Source organism: Sutcliffiella horikoshii (genome assembly GCF_008180725.1).
Lineage (GTDB): Bacteria > Bacillota > Bacilli > Bacillales > Bacillaceae_I > Sutcliffiella_A > Sutcliffiella_A horikoshii_B.
Genome location: NZ_VTEV01000016.1, coordinates 1 through 15,615, shown reverse-complemented (window position 1 = coordinate 15,615; position 15,615 = coordinate 1). Strand labels below are relative to the sequence as shown.

The following is a 15,615-nucleotide window of genomic DNA, read 5'->3' as shown; positions in this document are numbered from 1 at the left end:
AGGCTGTATTATCACTTTTTTCTGAGCTTAACCCTAAACAAGGAAATTCCCATCTTAAATTCAACGTCTAAGTTACTAGTTGACTGGAATTTAAGATGGGAATTAGTAACAAATAATTTCCGTTCTGAGTTGCAGAAGCAAGTGTACACTGTCTTCTCTACTCTCATTTCTATACGCTTTCAATATCTTGATAGATCCTGCTTGCTGTCGCCTTTTGCTGACCAACATATTTCCCCTTATACGCATCGGCTTCTTGATCTACTCCTGCAATGACTAGCTGACAGACCCGCCTGCCGATCGGTATTTCTATTGGAAGTCTGTTTGCATTGAATAGCTCTAGCGTAATATGTCCTTTGAATCCCGGATCTACCCAGCCGGCGTTCTGAATAAACAAACCCAACCTGCCAATAGAACTCCTTCCTTCTACAAAAGCGGTCAACGTGGTAGGCAGCTCTATGTACTCTACTGTTGTTGCAAGTAGAAAGGAATGTGGCGGAATGATGATGGTAGAGTTTTTTTCTACATAAATATCTCGGTAAGCTGCACGTTTATCAAGTGACAAAGAGGCGCTTTGGTTTTCATCAATCACTAGAAAGTGGCTACTGATTCTAAGATCAATGGATGCAGGCTGAACACTGGTACTTTCATATGGATTTATTATCAAGTCGCCTTGTAGTATTTTGGATTCTATAGTTTTTCCTGATAGAATCATCCCGTCCACTCCTTTGGTTCTTTTTTACAAAGAAAGATTGTTCTTGGTGAATTGTTCTCACATAGGGATCCTCCCTCATAATCACCGAACACTTGAATAGGTTGTAGGCCGTTCCTTTCTAACATGGATCTCAGCACTTGATAGGAATATAGCTTCACCCGTTCTTCGTAAGTCCGTTGTGAAAAAGCATCCTTAACATTAATACGCTTAACTATGCAGTCCCCTTCTACTTTTCTGTACTGATTAATGATTAAATCTCCTTCTGAGAAGGTAGTGAAAGGTATCAGGTTGCTTTTTAAGAAAGAAGGATTTAGGAAGTCGAAAAGAAAATACCCACCTGGCACCAAAGCTTCATACACTTTTTTAAGCACCTTTTCGTTTTCTTCATCTTCATCAAAATATCCAAAGCTTGTAAACAGGTTCACTACCACATCGAACTCTTCCTTGTATGCTATTTCTCTCATATCTGCTCTTTCATAGACAATAGCTTCCTTTTCTGAAGCCTTTCTTGCTTCCTCTAATAGAACTAAAGACAGATCAATACCTGTTACTTGATGGCTTCTATTAGCAAGCCACCTACTGTGACGGCCAGATCCACAACATAGGTCAAGAATCTTCCCTTTTCCATCTAACGGAATGTGCTTCCACAAACTTTCCAGCTCTAATTGTGCTTGTTGTTCATTACGATGTTTATAGATTAATAAATAATCTTGCTGAAAATGTTCTTCATACCAGCAACCCATTTCTCTTTTCCTCCAGCTTCTCTATTCTTCTTTTGTTAAGCAAGACACTCCCTGAATTGTCTCTCCAGCTCTTTCTTATCTATGTTACGGCCTATGAAAACCAGTTCACTTCGTTTTGTTTCACCTTTTCTCCATTTTCGGTCTGGTTTGCCGGCGAAGAGCATATGTAGCCCTTGGAAAACAACCCGTTCTTCCACATCTTTCACATGCAAAATCCCTTTATACCTCAGAAGGTCCTCTCCCTTCTCCTGTATAAGTTGGCTCATCCAACGATCAAGCTTATTCCGGTCAAGTGGTTGCTCTTCCACGAAAGAAACAGATGTCACTTTGTCATCGTGATGATGGTGATGATGCTCCTCTAAGAAATGTGGATTAAGATTCAGCTTATGGTTTAAGTCAAATGACTTGATTCCTAATACTTCTTTTAAATCTACCTTGCAATTTTCCGTAAAAAGCATTTGGGCTGTCGGATTCATGAAGGAAATTCGTTTTTCAAGGGAGTGCAACTCATCCTCTTCTAATAGATCAAGCTTGTTCATGACAATAACATCTGCAAACGCAATCTGTTCTTGCGCTTCGTCTTTTTCATCCAAATGTCTATGAACATGTTTGCAATCTACAACCGTAACAATGCTATCCACCTCAAACTTCTCTGAAAGCTCCCTGTCCATGAAAAAAGTTTGAGCCACAGGAGCAGGGTCAGCCAGTCCCGTTGTTTCAATCAACACTCTATCAAAATGGACTTTTCCTTGTTCCATGGAAAATGTCAGGGTACGTAGAATTTTGTTTAACTCGCCTCTGACCGTGCAACAAATACAACCATTATTCATCTCCACAATCTCTTCTTCGGAATTAACAACAAGCAGATTATCAATGCCCACCTCTCCGAATTCATTCACAATGATTGCCATCTTTTGTTGGTGTTTTTCTGTTAATATCCTGTTAAGTAACGTTGTTTTACCTGCACCTAAATAACCAGTCAAAATAGTGACTGGTATTTTTGTCGACTTTATAAAGCTCATCCAACCATTCCTTTATAGTTTTTTAGATACCTTTTGGTCTTTCTCTTTTTCCTTTAACACGCCTTGTACTACACCCGGCTCGCGGATGAAGCCATCTTTTCCAGCTGTGTGACTGATTTTTCCGGTTAAATCATTCTCATAGATTAGTGAATCTATTAGCTTCCGGGAATCTTCTGGACTCAAATCCTTGTACCAATCACCCTTTGGATAAACAATTGCCACGCACTTATCCTGACATCTCCCATTGCACCTCGTTCTGGTTGTATGGATATGTTGATCTAAGCCGCGTTCGGAAATTTCCTCCCTAATTGCCTGAGTTAATTCCTCTGCTCCAGCATAATTACAACTGCTTCCATTACAAATCAGCACGTGATGCTTTGTTTTACTTAAATCCCATGTTGCCAACCAAATCACCTCTGTTTATATAATAATCGTAATCATTACGATTTATTGTACATTATTGTCCCATTTTATTTAATTAAACCCTATCTAGTTTATTTCCCTATCTTCCTTCATCAATTTCTGAAATGCTTGCCATGGCATCAACGCACAATTATAACGAGCAGGAAGCTGATGGATGTCTTTTAAACTAACTGCCTCTTCCAACCGCTCATCCTCTACTTCCTTACCTTTTACAATCATCTCATTAAAAAGAGCAGATAAATCATTTAATTCGTCTAGTGATTTTCCTTTACCAATGGTAGTAAACATGGAAGAAGAAGCCATGCTGATAAAGCATCCTTCTCCTATAAACGAGATATCTTCTATATGATTATCATCTAGCCTTGCATAAAGCGTCATCACATCACCACATGTAGGATTTTTATAGTGAACTTTATGCGTATACCCATCCATCTCCCGGTAATTTCGCCTACTTTTCGCATGATCTAGGACTATCTGTTTATAAAATTGGTCGAGGTTCATTTGGCATCCTCCTTTAAAAAGCACATTTTACCCAAATCGTAATCTTTACGATTTAAATATACTACTATTATCATTTATTATGCAAGTAAACACTTAATTCTTGATTTTACCAACCACTAGTAACATAATAAATAAGAATTATTACGTTTTAATAAAGGAGCTCTAACTATTATGAATAAACTACCCCTCCCTTCTAAAATAGAAAGGCATCGTTATTTTGGCTCTGTTGACCCTATTATAGGAGACAAGCCTACCAGCAAAGAGAATATGAAGGATTTACAAAATAAAGAACAAGATTATTTCTTTAAAATTGAGCAGGTTGGCGTGAAAAATTTAACGTATCCTGTGTTAGTTTCATCTACTCTTGCCCCTTTTGAGCAGAATTCAGTTGGAAATTTCACTCTTACGACCGGATTGGTCAGAGAGCAAAAAGGTATAAATATGAGCAGGTTACCGGAAGTGCTTCATGAATTTTATCAAGAAGGGCTTCGGATGGATTTCTCCACCTTAAAAGATCTCACTAAGCGCCTTGCTGAAAAAATGAAGCAAGAAAGCTCAACAATCCATGTTGTTTTCCCTTGGTTTTTTGAGAGGAAAAGTCCGGTAATGCAGCTTTCTGGATTGATGAAAGCAGATGTGGAATTGGAAGTGCATTATGATGCAGACGAGGGATGGACAGAGAAAGTAAAAATGACGGCACTAACTACCACCCTTTGTCCTTGCTCCAAGGAAATCAGCGAATACAGTGCGCACAATCAAAGAGGTGTCGTTACCGTGGAAGTGACAACAGCCCCTGGTGAAACCTTCCCGCATAACTTTAAAGAAATACTTCTTGATATTATGGAGTCTAACGCAAGCGCAAGGCTCCACCCTGTGTTAAAAAGGCCCGATGAGAAAAAAGTAACCGAACAAGCCTATGAGAATCCGAGATTTGTAGAAGATTTAATCCGACTAATTGCAACAGATTTATATCTCACTGATTGGGTAAAATCATTCAAAATCGAATGCAGAAACGAAGAATCCATCCACCAACATGACGCCTATGCAAAAATGGAATTCCAGAAGTAGGGTGGGCTGTTGGGACAGGCACGCCGAATTACTAGCGTTTCTAAATTAGGTGATTATGGGATGAGGGAGAATTTACCTCTCCCTTACCCCACTGGCCAATATAAAAAGTAAGCGCTGATATTCTCGAATCGCGCCCTTTAATAGAATAACTAATTTTGATGATGCCAAGGATAAGTACGATTGCGAAAATCGACCATTTCAATTCCTTTAGAACCAGAGCTTGTCCTTCCTTGCGGGTTTTATAGGCAGTTGCCCGTATTACGGGGCATTGGTTGGTCGTGCTTTGGAGTTATTGCGTCGTGCCAACTGCCCTCACCCCTTTCAAGGAGAATGAAAGGGCAGGATTCACTTCCCGTTATTTAATTATAGCAGATAATGACAGTGTGGAAATGTTGAACTTTTCGACACCGATTCCTATAGGTGTCGACCTCAACGAACATTTGATACAATGAAGCTAATAAGCTGGTGTTATGCGCATCCATGAAGAATGACATCACGTACATAATCAATGTTTAACCTAAAGGGGAAAGGTGATGAAAAGCGTATGAGTAATGAAGTATTAGGGCGGTGTCGTGACAATGCCAAAGGGGTCTTGGAATTGAACGACCGGCATCCGAACCCGGTTCCGGCCATCAAACGCCATGCCAAACAGATTCGAAACAATAAAGAACGCAAAATACTATTCTCGACCGCCTGTCAGGCGAGTAAAAAAATGAACGTTCCATTGAATCAAATCATCGAGAGGGCTTAAAAAGATAGAAAAAAAGACACCCGTCCCAAGGTGTCTTTTTTGTGACTCACTTGGCCGCATTTGCTTGCAAATGCATCTGTGTCACGCTCAAAATGTTTTCCTCATGTGGGTTTTCCATCATTTTGTTATACATTGCGTTTACCTCATAAAGAAAGATATAAAAGTAAAAATCCATGGGGCTGAAAAAGATACGCTCCGCATGCTCCGGCCAAAACGTGTATCCTTTAAAATCCTTATCACCCCTTTCGATTCTCGCTCTCACCCTCTTATTTCCGTCTGCACAGATGAAAGAATCCTTTATTCCAGCCATGCGAACAAAATAAGGCAACCGCTCGTCTTCCAGCTTTTCTTTTATATGAGGGGTATCGGGATCTATGTATATGTCTGATCTTCTGATGACGTCCACAGGAACTTGCTGCGCGTCTTTAATGGTGTGCATCGCTTCTACATCAAAATGAAAGCAGTATGTTCCATAGTCTGTTATATGGTCAACTTGAAACATTTCATAATCCTTCAACATAAGGGATGGATGCTGGGCAGCACGTTGCATGATAGGATTGGTATTCGGAAACATCTTGATATAGCGTTTTAATTTTTCATCTTGTTCATGAAAAATTTCCATCCAATACCGCTTCCATTTTTCAAAGAAGGTATACTCTCCGAAATACTCTTTCATTGAATCGAAATATCCTCCAAAGTCAAATGGGACATATTCGACAGGGGTAGTAGGGCTGAATTTACTCGGCATTGTCTCTCTCCTTTTTCATTATGTGTTATATGGGTTATATCGGTTAAACATTTTCATATTATTAACTTTTTTTAAGCGCTTATTATTATAGTAAACCAAACTGGATTTTTTTTGAAAATAAGTCTATGAATCTACCAAATTTGTGGTATATTGGGAAATGTAAGAAAAAATATAAAAATGGGGAGGAAAGTAAGTATGAGGAAACAATTGATTTCAGCGTTAGTTTTGGCAGTAGCTCTAACAACCTCTATCACTCCGACTTTTGCTGCGGAGAAAGTGGAAGTCAAGGAAAATAGGGGAAATGTCTTTTCAGCAAAAGATATTGTATTGTACAAGACCATCTCAGACGATTCAAAACAAGAAAAAGAAAAAGCTATGGTTGAGCATAAAGATGCCATTAAAATCATCAAGACGTACATCAAAACAAATGAGCTTCCGATTGTCAGTGATGTAAATGATCCTACATATCAGCAATTTGTTTTGTCTTTAGGTGGATCTTTCGATGAGTTTAGTGAAGAAGAGATGGGAAAAATAGTATCGTTCGTTAAATTCATAGATCTTTATGAAAACCATGAGAAGAATGACAAACTTAAACAATACAAAAACAAATTAACGAACAATACTATATTGTCGGAAGAAGAGAATGCGGAGTTAAACAGTTTATTGCCAGTATCATCAAATGCTGAATCTACTGCAGAAAATGCGGTAAGCACTAATGATGAAGTCTCTGGAAGTTCTATGTCACCTATGACTGTTTATTCAAATGGGTATGATAATATCAAGGCAAGGGATTACGCTTATAAATGGTGGGATGGAAGAAATCCAGCCTACGATTATTATGCATATAAAGAAGGTTGTAGTGTATATGATACGAATTGCTGGAAAAAGTGGAATGATTGCACAAACTTCGTTTCACAAGCCATATATACTGGTGGAATGAAATTAAGGTATGGGTCGCACTACACTTCCTCCTCATCTTGGAGTTATGGTGTCGTACCTTCATATAGTTGGGGTGGTGCTCATAACTTCTATCTCCATTGGAAGTCGCGAGCAGGCATAGCGAGTTCGGTTTCAGCGCTGCAAACCGGTGATGTTGTAAATGCTGATTTCGGAGGTGATGGTCAAATAGACCATACCGCCATTATTACTAAGAATACCGGTTCATACAGTAGCAATAAATATTTAACACAACATACATCAGATAAAAAAGAGACAACAACTTTAGCAAATTGGTATAACAGTGGATATAAAGTATACGGTTACGAAATGGACAAAGCATCAAATTAATAGAAGATTTAAAAGCGCAAACTTTAATTAGTTTGCGCTTTTGGTTCAAAAAAGATAAATTTATGGAGAGGGAGGGATTAGATGAAAAGAAAATGGCTTATCATAAGCGCGGTTTTTATTAGCATTCTATTCGTTACAATTTTTATCTACTTAAATCAATTGCGTTACCCAGACCTTCCGGCGGATGTAGAATCTACGACCCCGAGAGAAGTTGTGCAGAAATTGAATGAATCAAATCAAAAATTAGTAGAGATTTCAAAAGATAATGAGGCAACTTGGTACATCATTGAGAATAAGGAGGATGTTAATACCCACATTCAACAATTAATAAGCAGCAAAGGTTGGATTTTTAAAGAGATAGATGGTAACAGTCTATTTTTTGAAAAAGAAGATGAAAAATTAATTGTAAGCACACAAATGTGGACCAGTAAATATCGTCTTGTTAAAGTCCCTGCTCATTTTTGAGATGACTAAAAACACAGTTTGCCGGATCTCTCCTTTTAGGAAAGTTCCGGCTTTTTATGTTGAAATAGCTTTCAGCGTCGTTTTGCTCCTTATAAACTTACTTCTCTTCACGCAGTATAATTCGATGCTACGAATTTGCAACCCTAGTGAGACAAGCCTAGTCATATAAGGGAATCTGCAAAGGATACACTCTATTCAAGCAAAGACATTGCACGTGACAACAAATCTTTATTCATCTAAGTTGTGAATCCAAGAATATAGTTTATTTGTTTTTTCTGGTGTTAATTTGCCCGATTTGTCGAAAAGATTCATGTAATATCTTATCACTATTGAATAAGAAGTCTTTGTCATAGTTCTCCTGGTTTCTGCTTTAGTGTTATATTGGAATTTAAATAGGTCAGGGTTTAATTGTACTTACTCAATAATACTGGATAAGATGATACTTGTGTTTTATTGTTGTGATTTATCAAAATTTTACCACTATCTCAATAAATGTTTATACGCTCAATCCTCTTCCTGATATAAGTCATCGAGTTTTTCCCCGACTTCCTGCAAGTTCGGCGTAGTATAGATCATCGTCGTTTTCGGATCATCGTGGCCGGCCAGCTGGGTTAGGGTCGTAAGTGGTACTTTCTTTGCCGTTTGATAGAGAAACTAGTGGCGGAGGACGTGGGGATGGACGGTTCCCTTCTTGAGGCCGCAACGATCATTCAATCGGCTCAAGATATCCTGGATATTCCGCACACTGATGCGTTGCCCCCTATTTGACACAAAAAGGGCGGGGTTGTCATCCGTCCGTTCACTCAAGTATTCCATTAGTTTTCTTCTTAGCTCTTTCGGGGCAGGGACGGTCCGTTCTTTGTTGCCTTTTCCCCGGACCTGAATCGATCCGGTTCGCTCCCTCACATCCAAATCTTCCCGGTTTAGGTTGGCAAGCTCGGAAACACGCAGCCCGGTATAAATAAGCGAGTAAATCACTGCGACTCGCATTTTCCCGCCTTTTTTCCATTCGCCGTTCAACTTCCGATTCATCTTTTCAATTTCCCGTTTGATTTTGGCGATGTCGATGTTGTCGATCGATTTCTGTTCCATGCTGACTACTTTTTCCTCCGGATACTCGATTCCATTCATCCGGTCCTGCCATCCATGAAAAGTGAGAAAGCTTAACACGATGGAATACTCTTTTTGACGGGTCGTGACTTTTTTATCTTCCCGATTTCGAAAGTAGTGATGGATGTCAAATTCTGTTAATTATTTCATGTCGCCTCCACCGTCTTCGATGATGTTCTCGAAGGTCTGAAGCGTATACTGAAAAGTTCGAATTGTTTCCGAACTTGTGTATTTTTTACCTTCCAAGAATTGTCTAATAGTTTCGTCCATATTTTTCCCCCTCAGAGAAATAGCGATTTAGATTCCAGCAGTTATTTTTCTTCGATGCGAAACAGCCGAATGCGGATTCGCAAATCGGCCAAAATCACTTAACTGCGTAGAATCTAACATTCTACGCAGTTTCTTGTTAAAAGGGTAAACGCCGTAATTTCGGCGCTTATTTTCAACTATTAAGCATATCAGACATCGTGCAAATTTATGAAAAACAGGGTGAAAAAATAATAAAAGGTTTATTTGACGCTTTCACTGATGATAAATTCAATAAAAACAACATGCTTCTTCCAGTTGAGTTTAGGAATACAAATGAAGAAAAGGACCGGATGATAGCAGATTACATCTCTGGAATGATGGATTCATATGCTATCCAAGTGTTTCAAAACTTATATGGGAAGAATTCACTAGAAGTTATTTACGATGCAAAATACTTCAGTCAATATTTTAGAAACTAGTTCATTTTCTTAATATGTCAAGCACATTAATACCTCCTATTATCGGGAGGTATTATTATATTTGAATCTTATATAATATTTAATAAAAAATGACCTTGTTCTTTCTGTATTATTATTATTCAACAATCTGGACCTAGTTTGTGGAATATGAAAATTTCCGAATATCAACACAGGATTTCTAATCAAACATTTTTTCAAATTATCAATCTTTTTTATAAATGTTCAGACTTTATTATAAATTATTCCACTTTATTTCAAAGCCACATTTGTTATCAGTTGCACTTCTTGCATTGACACCAAATCGAATGAATTCCACCCCACTCACAAAATCGGCACGAGATAATGATTACACGGCATTACATATATCATGGGTATGGTGTGCAATACACCGTCCCGCATCTCATGATAAACAAGGTATGTGCAAAGCGTGTCATATCGTATGCGTGTTCCATGTTGAATTTCATGAGCATATCATAAAGCTGAACCCTTTGCTTATACCATATCATATGGTGTGCCACATGATATGTGAGAATGAAGGCGCATGAGATACTTCAATTTATCGGTTGAGCAAGCTATGCTGATTTCGTGGACATCAAATGAGAATGAGATACCGCACGGCATGCGTCCTATCTGCAACTGCAACCGGACCGTCCTCCTTCGGGAAGACGGTCTTTTTTTTGCCAACAGAAGCACTTGACCGAAGAACCATAGCGTGAAACTCTTGTCCTAATAGCGTTTCGGAGAGCAACCCGCTCCATCGCCGCGGGTCCTAACCCGTCGGTGGTGTTTCTTACCTTTCTCGCTATGCTCGTATAACGCACTCCGGGCTTCCCGCGCCGAATGTCACGTAAAAGTAAGTCTAATCAAGGGCAGCAGGGCTGTTCGCGCGGGTCCCGCGTCGGTCGGTGGTCTCTCTTACCTTTCTCGCTACGCTCGTATAACGCACTCCCTCCTTCCCCCTCGAACCACCCTAAAATCCACCATTCGACGAGCGCGGAGCCTTCCTCCGCTCGGGGCTTTTTCCTGCCTTCTTTTGCTCGCACTTTGTGCGTACACGTTCGATTCTTTTGACATACAACCGCCTCTCGTCGTCCACGCTGTCGGACGCTGGATTTCTCTCCCGAGGATCTTTTCCGGACGATCCGCTCCCCGTTCGGTCCGCTGATCTTTCTTCTTTTTGGACAACGTCCCCTACCTGTTTTTGTGACAACTTCCGCGGCGTATTTGGTGCGAATGTCGCCCCGGAATGGCGTACCGCCTGTCGCACCAAGGGTTGTAGGTTGCTACGGGAGTACGGTGCGGTGTTTGCGTAGCGGTAGGGGAAAGAGCATAAGGGGGACGTATGACAAGCTACGCTTGTCAGTCAGCATAGCTGACCGTCCCCCTTACTGCGTCGACAAATGCTTGCGCATTTATCTCCTTGCCCTACGCTGCGCTCCGGGTGCTCATTCGGAATCGTCTATCGCCGCTTCCTAATTGAAAAACCCTCTCCTACTCTCCAGCAGGGGTCAATCGTGACCCCCATGAGCATTTCGGTAGAAGTTCTATTCTCTGAACCATGTGCTTCCTGAACAAAGCTTGCGCTTCGTTCGTACGCACATTAGAAACATATTTGTACGCACGTCTGTCTGGAAAACTGGCGACTGAAAGCAAAGCATTCGTCCAGAAAATACTTGCACATTCTGTAAGAATATATGTTTCCCCACAAATTTAGAGAGATCCACGAGTCACAGAAAAAGGAGATAGTGTTGATAATGGATTCCGTTCCTAACGCAAAACTTTCTTGGGGTTAGAGAATGCAAGTCAATATGTCGTTAAAACTGCCCTAATTTTGTAGTGAAATTAAAAAATAACTCAGCTCGTAAATGAACTGAGTTATATATATTTGATTTTGTTAGTTGCTTATTCCATTTTTGCGCCCGATTCTTGAATAGCCAATATGCCTTAACCTAATTTCTTTTTTAAAAATTCATGGGCTTGGACTCCGGCCTTTAGTTTGTTTCAATTAGATTAACGAGACAAGATTAATCTAATGATTTATAGTGATGTAAAACAATGTCTTCCAGTCCTGCAACATGTTTTCTAGGGGCATTTATCATCCCTTCCATTCCATAAATAACATTCCTTAAATACTCGCCAAAAACTAGTGACATATTTCTCTCATTTAGCATCCAGTTATCCCTCTTTATAGTCGTTTGGCCATCAAAACTTGTATCAAAAGGATACGGTATATAATTAATATTCGGTGGGAGATATTTTAATAAAGTACGGTACTGCCTACCCGTAGCGATACTTTTACAAACAAATAACAAGCTATTTATTGATGTAAAATCAAATATTTTCTTGGCTTCCGTTACATTTGCAATTGAGTGCATAGATGAAGTTTCATAGATAATAACTTCTTTAGGAACACCATTTTCAAGTAAGTTCTTAACAATGACTTCAGATTCTGAGAAACCTATATTATCCCATTCAGGATGTCGCAGATTTGATAAACTACTTCCTCCAGTTGCAATAATACAGTCACCTAAACCATTTTGATAAGCTTCTAAAGGTTTCTTCCAATTACCAGGGTGTGAGCCTCCAAACACAAATATTGCATCGCATTTTCTAGGCTCAACCTCTTTCCAAAACACCAATTCTGTTATCTCGTCAATTTGTTTATCTGTAAGCTTTGGAACTTCAGGATATTTAGGAATTCCCACATCGTACCCCCTTTTTACTTAATGAACTCAAAACAATCTTTACTACATCATCTCAAATTTCCATTATTTCCACAATAAGTTAGTTAAGGTAAACTAACGTCAAAATAAAAAACGAGCGCTGATCCTTTTTAAAGGTTCGCGCCCGATAGTTGAATATCCTTATTGAAGTTAAGCTGCCCTTTGGTAGAACAAAGTGACAATAAACTCATTGGGATGTACCCTTTGTTTAATTCAATCTGTAAATTAATTGAACAACGCCAGAAGAAAAGTTTTTGGTTTCAACTATTTCTAGATTTATTCTCTTGTTTATATCTATAAATAAAGGTTTTCCTTCTCCCAAAATAATTGGATGAACAGATAATCTAAATTCATCAACAAGTCCTAAATTGATAAAAGTTGTAATAAGACTTGAGCCACCATATAACCAGATGTCCCTACCGGGCTTTTTCTTTAATCTATTAACTTCTTCAACAATGTTATCATTTATTAATTTCGCTCGATTATCAGTTTCTTTTTGTGTTCTGGAAAACACATACTTCTCTTTGCTATGAACCAATCTCCACATTTCTTTATCGGTATCTGAGTCTTCATTTTTTGGAATATATTGCCCCCATATATCGTAGCTTTTTCTACCATATAGTATAGTATCAATTTGATTCAAAAATTTATTGAAATCCATATCAGGATCCATAATGCACCAGTCAACTTCTCCATTCGGCCCTTCAATAAATCCATCTAAAGTAACTGCTAAATCTAAAATCACTCTTCTTGTTCTCTCGTTAATGGTCATATTTTTATCTCCTTTTATCTTATAGAATTTCCCCTAATTGCTAAAATCATAAGGCATAAACTATACTATACGTAAAACATGACAAGTAATGACATGATTAAATGAAAAAGGTAAAAAATGTCAAAAGCCAAGCGTCTATTAGATATTCTTATGTTTGTTACGACTAAGAAAAAGTTTACTGCACAAGAAATAGCAGATGAATTTCATATATCCATTCGTACTGTACACAGATACATATTAGATTTATCTGATATGGGATTGCCAATTTACTCAGAACAAGGACGTAATGGTGGATATACAGTATTAACGAGTAGATTTCTTCCTCCAATTTTATTTACAGAAGAAGAAGCTGTTTCTATCTTCTTTGCTTTTCAATCTCTAAATTACTATCGCAACTTGCCATTTGATACTGAAATTTCCTCGGTTGAACATAAATTATATAGTTCACTCCAGAGTGAAGCTAAAATAAAAATAGATAAAATTTGGTCTTATATTGCTTTTTGGAACCCCAAAAGAACGATTGATACCCCCCTTTTAAACGATGTTTTAAAGTATTCTATTGAGAATAGAAGTTTACACATACAATATGAATCTAAATCAGGTATAAGGAAAAAACATATCCGTCCTATCGGTGTATATGCCCATGATGGATTATGGTATTTGCCTGCTTACGATTATCATAAGAAAAAAATATTACTGTATAGTGTAGATTGTATTCTTTCCATTTTATCAACTGAAGAAAACGAAGATGAATTCATGAATTTAAAAGAATGGTTCAACTTTATTGAAATAAAAAAACCGATTAGACTGCATGTGCATTTAACTATGGAAGGTGTCCGTCAATGTAAAAGTGTTCCTTATTTTGAGGGTTTTGTAGTCACGCAAGAAGATGGAACTGGATACATAAATAGAATCATAGATAGAGGTGAACTTAATTTTATAACACCATTATTTTTAAGACTTGGAAGTCACGCACGAATTTTGGAACCAAAGGAATTAATCGTTGGATTACGTAAACAAGCGGAAGAAATTTTAACAAGGTATCAAGATGATAATTAAAATATTTATTTTTTTACTAATCCACTATTAAAAATCAGGAGCAACTGTTTTAATGTTTGCCTTATTTAGCTTTTCTGCCCGGTTAGTTTAAGTATAGACCTTTACAATATCACTTTGCTTTAAAATTGTTATTAAACAATCTGGCCCTTAAATACAAAATGAGCACCTATTCTTCTTCAAGAATGGCGCCCGATTGCTGAAGATCTATAATTTATATCTTTTTCAAGAAAAGCTCCTTTTAACTAAATAACGAAATGTCTCTGCACTATTAGTCATTTGCTTACATGTTTACTATATAGATTAAGTCCAGTAGCCCCCACAACTAAAGAAATAACAATAGTTACATAAATCACCTCTATGTTTCTGGCACCACCTGAAATATCGTTCATTAACCAAACAACTTCAATTAACATAATTAAAACCCAACCTATAAAAGCAGAAAACAGTATCATAATAAGCCCTCCCAATAACAATAAATACAGCTGCTTAGACTAGTGGCTACATTTTCCATAATTGCCCTAGATTGTTTACTAGCTGGTTATTCAAATTTCTTAATAATAATTCCATCTTTATCAAAATACTTATAGTTCCGAAATATATATTCTTTATTATCTGTTTGCGGTAATTCAGCCCAAGTTACAGTTGCTTTATTCGGAATAAATTCCTGTTCGAATTTTTGCCCATTAATATCTACTTGCATTTTAGCAATTTCATTCTCGTTATTGGTTACAAAGATCATTTTACGAGGAGAAATTTGAAAAAAACTAAATTCTTCATTTTCATTAACTTCTATATATCTCCATATATAGTTACCTTTCTTATCTTCAGTAAACTCTATGCAGCCTGGTCTATTATTAGCTAAAAACGCTGCAATTCTTTGTTCATCAAAATCTTTTATCTCCAAGATTTCAATTGATTTATCTTCATATCCCTCAATAGAATTAATTACTTTAACTATTGATGCTTCATCATTTCCGTATATCTGTTTGGTACCATTAAAATAAAAGATTAAAATTGCAACAACCAATATTCCTAAAGTAAGAAACGATTGTTTCCTCCTTTTCATTAACAAAACACCTCCTCGTAGTTAAGCAACCTTATTTATAGGCTTATTCAATATTGCTGCCCTATTACTTAATACCAATTATTTCATATTCTAATAATTCCTTCAATTAGATATTTCTTGCGGCCAAAACAAAAATGGACGCTGATCCTTGTTCCTGGAGTCGAGTAGAATGGAGCCTTTCTACCTTACGGTAAATTGTGCTCCAAACCCTCACAGAACCGTGCTTGCACTATTAATGCACACGGCTCCTCCTAGTCATCATTCACAGAATGTAGCTAATCTCTTTTCTTAAATCATAAATATTCACTTTAATTCTTGGTGAAGGTAGAGGATATTTATCAAGAAATAGTCTGAATTTATCCCATGTGAAGGATTTCCTTTGACTTCTTCTGTTAAGCCATTTAAACAGTAGTTCCTCGATTTTGCACTTGAAGTTG

At 37.8% G+C, this 15,615-nt stretch carries 17 protein-coding genes and 1 pseudogene; 6 read left to right on the top strand and 12 right to left on the bottom strand.

Features of this window, described 5'->3' with window-relative positions; all coding sequences use genetic code 11:
* Positions 1 to 169: 169 nt before the first annotated feature.
* The 5 genes from dcd to sufU form a co-directional block, all read right to left on the bottom strand.
* Complete coding sequence (dcd, locus tag FZC76_RS22125; protein WP_148990257.1) at positions 170 to 712, bottom strand: dCTP deaminase; 543 nt, start codon at positions 710 to 712, stop codon at positions 170 to 172.
* On the bottom strand, positions 709 to 1,455 hold the full coding sequence (locus tag FZC76_RS22120; protein WP_148990256.1) for a class I SAM-dependent methyltransferase: 747 nt from the start codon (positions 1,453 to 1,455) through the stop codon (positions 709 to 711). The genes dcd and FZC76_RS22120 overlap by 4 nt, the downstream gene beginning before the upstream one ends.
* 35 nt (positions 1,456 to 1,490) lie before the next feature.
* The gene (locus FZC76_RS22115) at positions 1,491 to 2,477 is read right to left on the bottom strand and encodes a CobW family GTP-binding protein (protein WP_148990255.1); all 987 of its coding nucleotides are present in this window, start codon (positions 2,475 to 2,477) and stop codon (positions 1,491 to 1,493) included.
* A gap of 12 nt (positions 2,478 to 2,489) precedes the next feature.
* Positions 2,490 to 2,882, bottom strand: coding sequence for a (2Fe-2S) ferredoxin domain-containing protein (locus FZC76_RS22110; RefSeq protein WP_148990254.1), 393 nt, complete (start codon positions 2,880 to 2,882; stop codon positions 2,490 to 2,492).
* Between the two features lie 84 nt (positions 2,883 to 2,966).
* A complete protein-coding gene (gene sufU, locus FZC76_RS22105) occupies positions 2,967 to 3,401 on the bottom strand; it encodes a Fe-S cluster assembly sulfur transfer protein SufU (RefSeq protein ID WP_148990253.1) in 435 nt (144 codons plus the stop codon).
* 168 nt (positions 3,402 to 3,569) lie between these two features.
* On the opposite strand from sufU, the gene folE2 reads away from it, so the two are divergent.
* Complete coding sequence (gene folE2, locus FZC76_RS22100) at positions 3,570 to 4,469, top strand: GTP cyclohydrolase FolE2 (RefSeq protein WP_392396866.1); 900 nt, start codon at positions 3,570 to 3,572, stop codon at positions 4,467 to 4,469.
* 544 nt (positions 4,470 to 5,013) lie between these two features.
* Positions 5,014 to 5,220: a hypothetical protein gene (locus FZC76_RS22095; protein WP_148990251.1), complete on the top strand. Its 207-nt coding sequence runs from the start codon at positions 5,014 to 5,016 to the stop codon at positions 5,218 to 5,220.
* A gap of 46 nt (positions 5,221 to 5,266) precedes the next feature.
* Here FZC76_RS22095 and FZC76_RS22090 read toward each other — a convergent pair whose 3' ends face one another.
* Positions 5,267 to 5,968: a hypothetical protein gene (locus tag FZC76_RS22090; protein ID WP_148990250.1), complete on the bottom strand. Its 702-nt coding sequence runs from the start codon at positions 5,966 to 5,968 to the stop codon at positions 5,267 to 5,269.
* A gap of 195 nt (positions 5,969 to 6,163) precedes the next feature.
* Between FZC76_RS22090 and FZC76_RS22085 the strand changes: the two genes are divergently transcribed.
* Together FZC76_RS22085 and FZC76_RS22080 are read left to right on the top strand one after the other, a co-directional pair.
* The gene (locus FZC76_RS22085; RefSeq protein WP_187442189.1) at positions 6,164 to 7,255 is read left to right on the top strand and encodes an amidase domain-containing protein; all 1,092 of its coding nucleotides are present in this window, start codon (positions 6,164 to 6,166) and stop codon (positions 7,253 to 7,255) included.
* A gap of 81 nt (positions 7,256 to 7,336) precedes the next feature.
* Positions 7,337 to 7,720, top strand: coding sequence for a hypothetical protein (locus FZC76_RS22080; protein ID WP_148990248.1), 384 nt, complete (start codon positions 7,337 to 7,339; stop codon positions 7,718 to 7,720).
* Positions 7,721 to 8,374: 654 nt separating this feature from the next.
* Here the strand turns inward: FZC76_RS22080 and FZC76_RS22075 are convergent.
* Complete coding sequence (locus FZC76_RS22075; protein ID WP_148990247.1) at positions 8,375 to 8,890, bottom strand: tyrosine-type recombinase/integrase; 516 nt, start codon at positions 8,888 to 8,890, stop codon at positions 8,375 to 8,377.
* Positions 8,891 to 8,971: 81 nt separating this feature from the next.
* Entirely contained in the window at positions 8,972 to 9,100 is a 129-nt protein-coding gene (locus FZC76_RS23615; RefSeq protein WP_262372763.1) for a hypothetical protein, read from the bottom strand.
* 182 nt (positions 9,101 to 9,282) lie between these two features.
* On the opposite strand from FZC76_RS23615, the pseudogene FZC76_RS22070 reads away from it, so the two are divergent.
* A pseudogene (locus FZC76_RS22070) lies at positions 9,283 to 9,558 on the top strand (deoxyguanosinetriphosphate triphosphohydrolase); the annotation flags it as partial.
* A gap of 2,024 nt (positions 9,559 to 11,582) precedes the next feature.
* Here the strand turns inward: FZC76_RS22070 and FZC76_RS22065 are convergent.
* Positions 11,583 to 12,263, bottom strand: coding sequence for a YdcF family protein (locus FZC76_RS22065; protein WP_148990245.1), 681 nt, complete (start codon positions 12,261 to 12,263; stop codon positions 11,583 to 11,585).
* Positions 12,264 to 12,489: 226 nt separating this feature from the next.
* Positions 12,490 to 13,053 (bottom strand): dihydrofolate reductase family protein, encoded by a 564-nt coding sequence (locus tag FZC76_RS22060; RefSeq protein ID WP_148990244.1) that lies wholly within the window; start codon positions 13,051 to 13,053, stop codon positions 12,490 to 12,492.
* Positions 13,054 to 13,170: 117 nt separating this feature from the next.
* Between FZC76_RS22060 and FZC76_RS22055 the strand changes: the two genes are divergently transcribed.
* Positions 13,171 to 14,112, top strand: coding sequence for a helix-turn-helix transcriptional regulator (locus FZC76_RS22055; protein ID WP_148990243.1), 942 nt, complete (start codon positions 13,171 to 13,173; stop codon positions 14,110 to 14,112).
* Positions 14,113 to 14,384: 272 nt separating this feature from the next.
* Here FZC76_RS22055 and FZC76_RS22050 read toward each other — a convergent pair whose 3' ends face one another.
* Both FZC76_RS22050 and FZC76_RS22045 read right to left on the bottom strand, forming a co-directional pair.
* Complete coding sequence (locus tag FZC76_RS22050; RefSeq protein ID WP_148990242.1) at positions 14,385 to 14,564, bottom strand: hypothetical protein; 180 nt, start codon at positions 14,562 to 14,564, stop codon at positions 14,385 to 14,387.
* Positions 14,565 to 14,650: 86 nt separating this feature from the next.
* Positions 14,651 to 15,178 (bottom strand): hypothetical protein, encoded by a 528-nt coding sequence (locus FZC76_RS22045; protein WP_148990241.1) that lies wholly within the window; start codon positions 15,176 to 15,178, stop codon positions 14,651 to 14,653.
* Positions 15,179 to 15,615 lie beyond the last annotated feature (437 nt).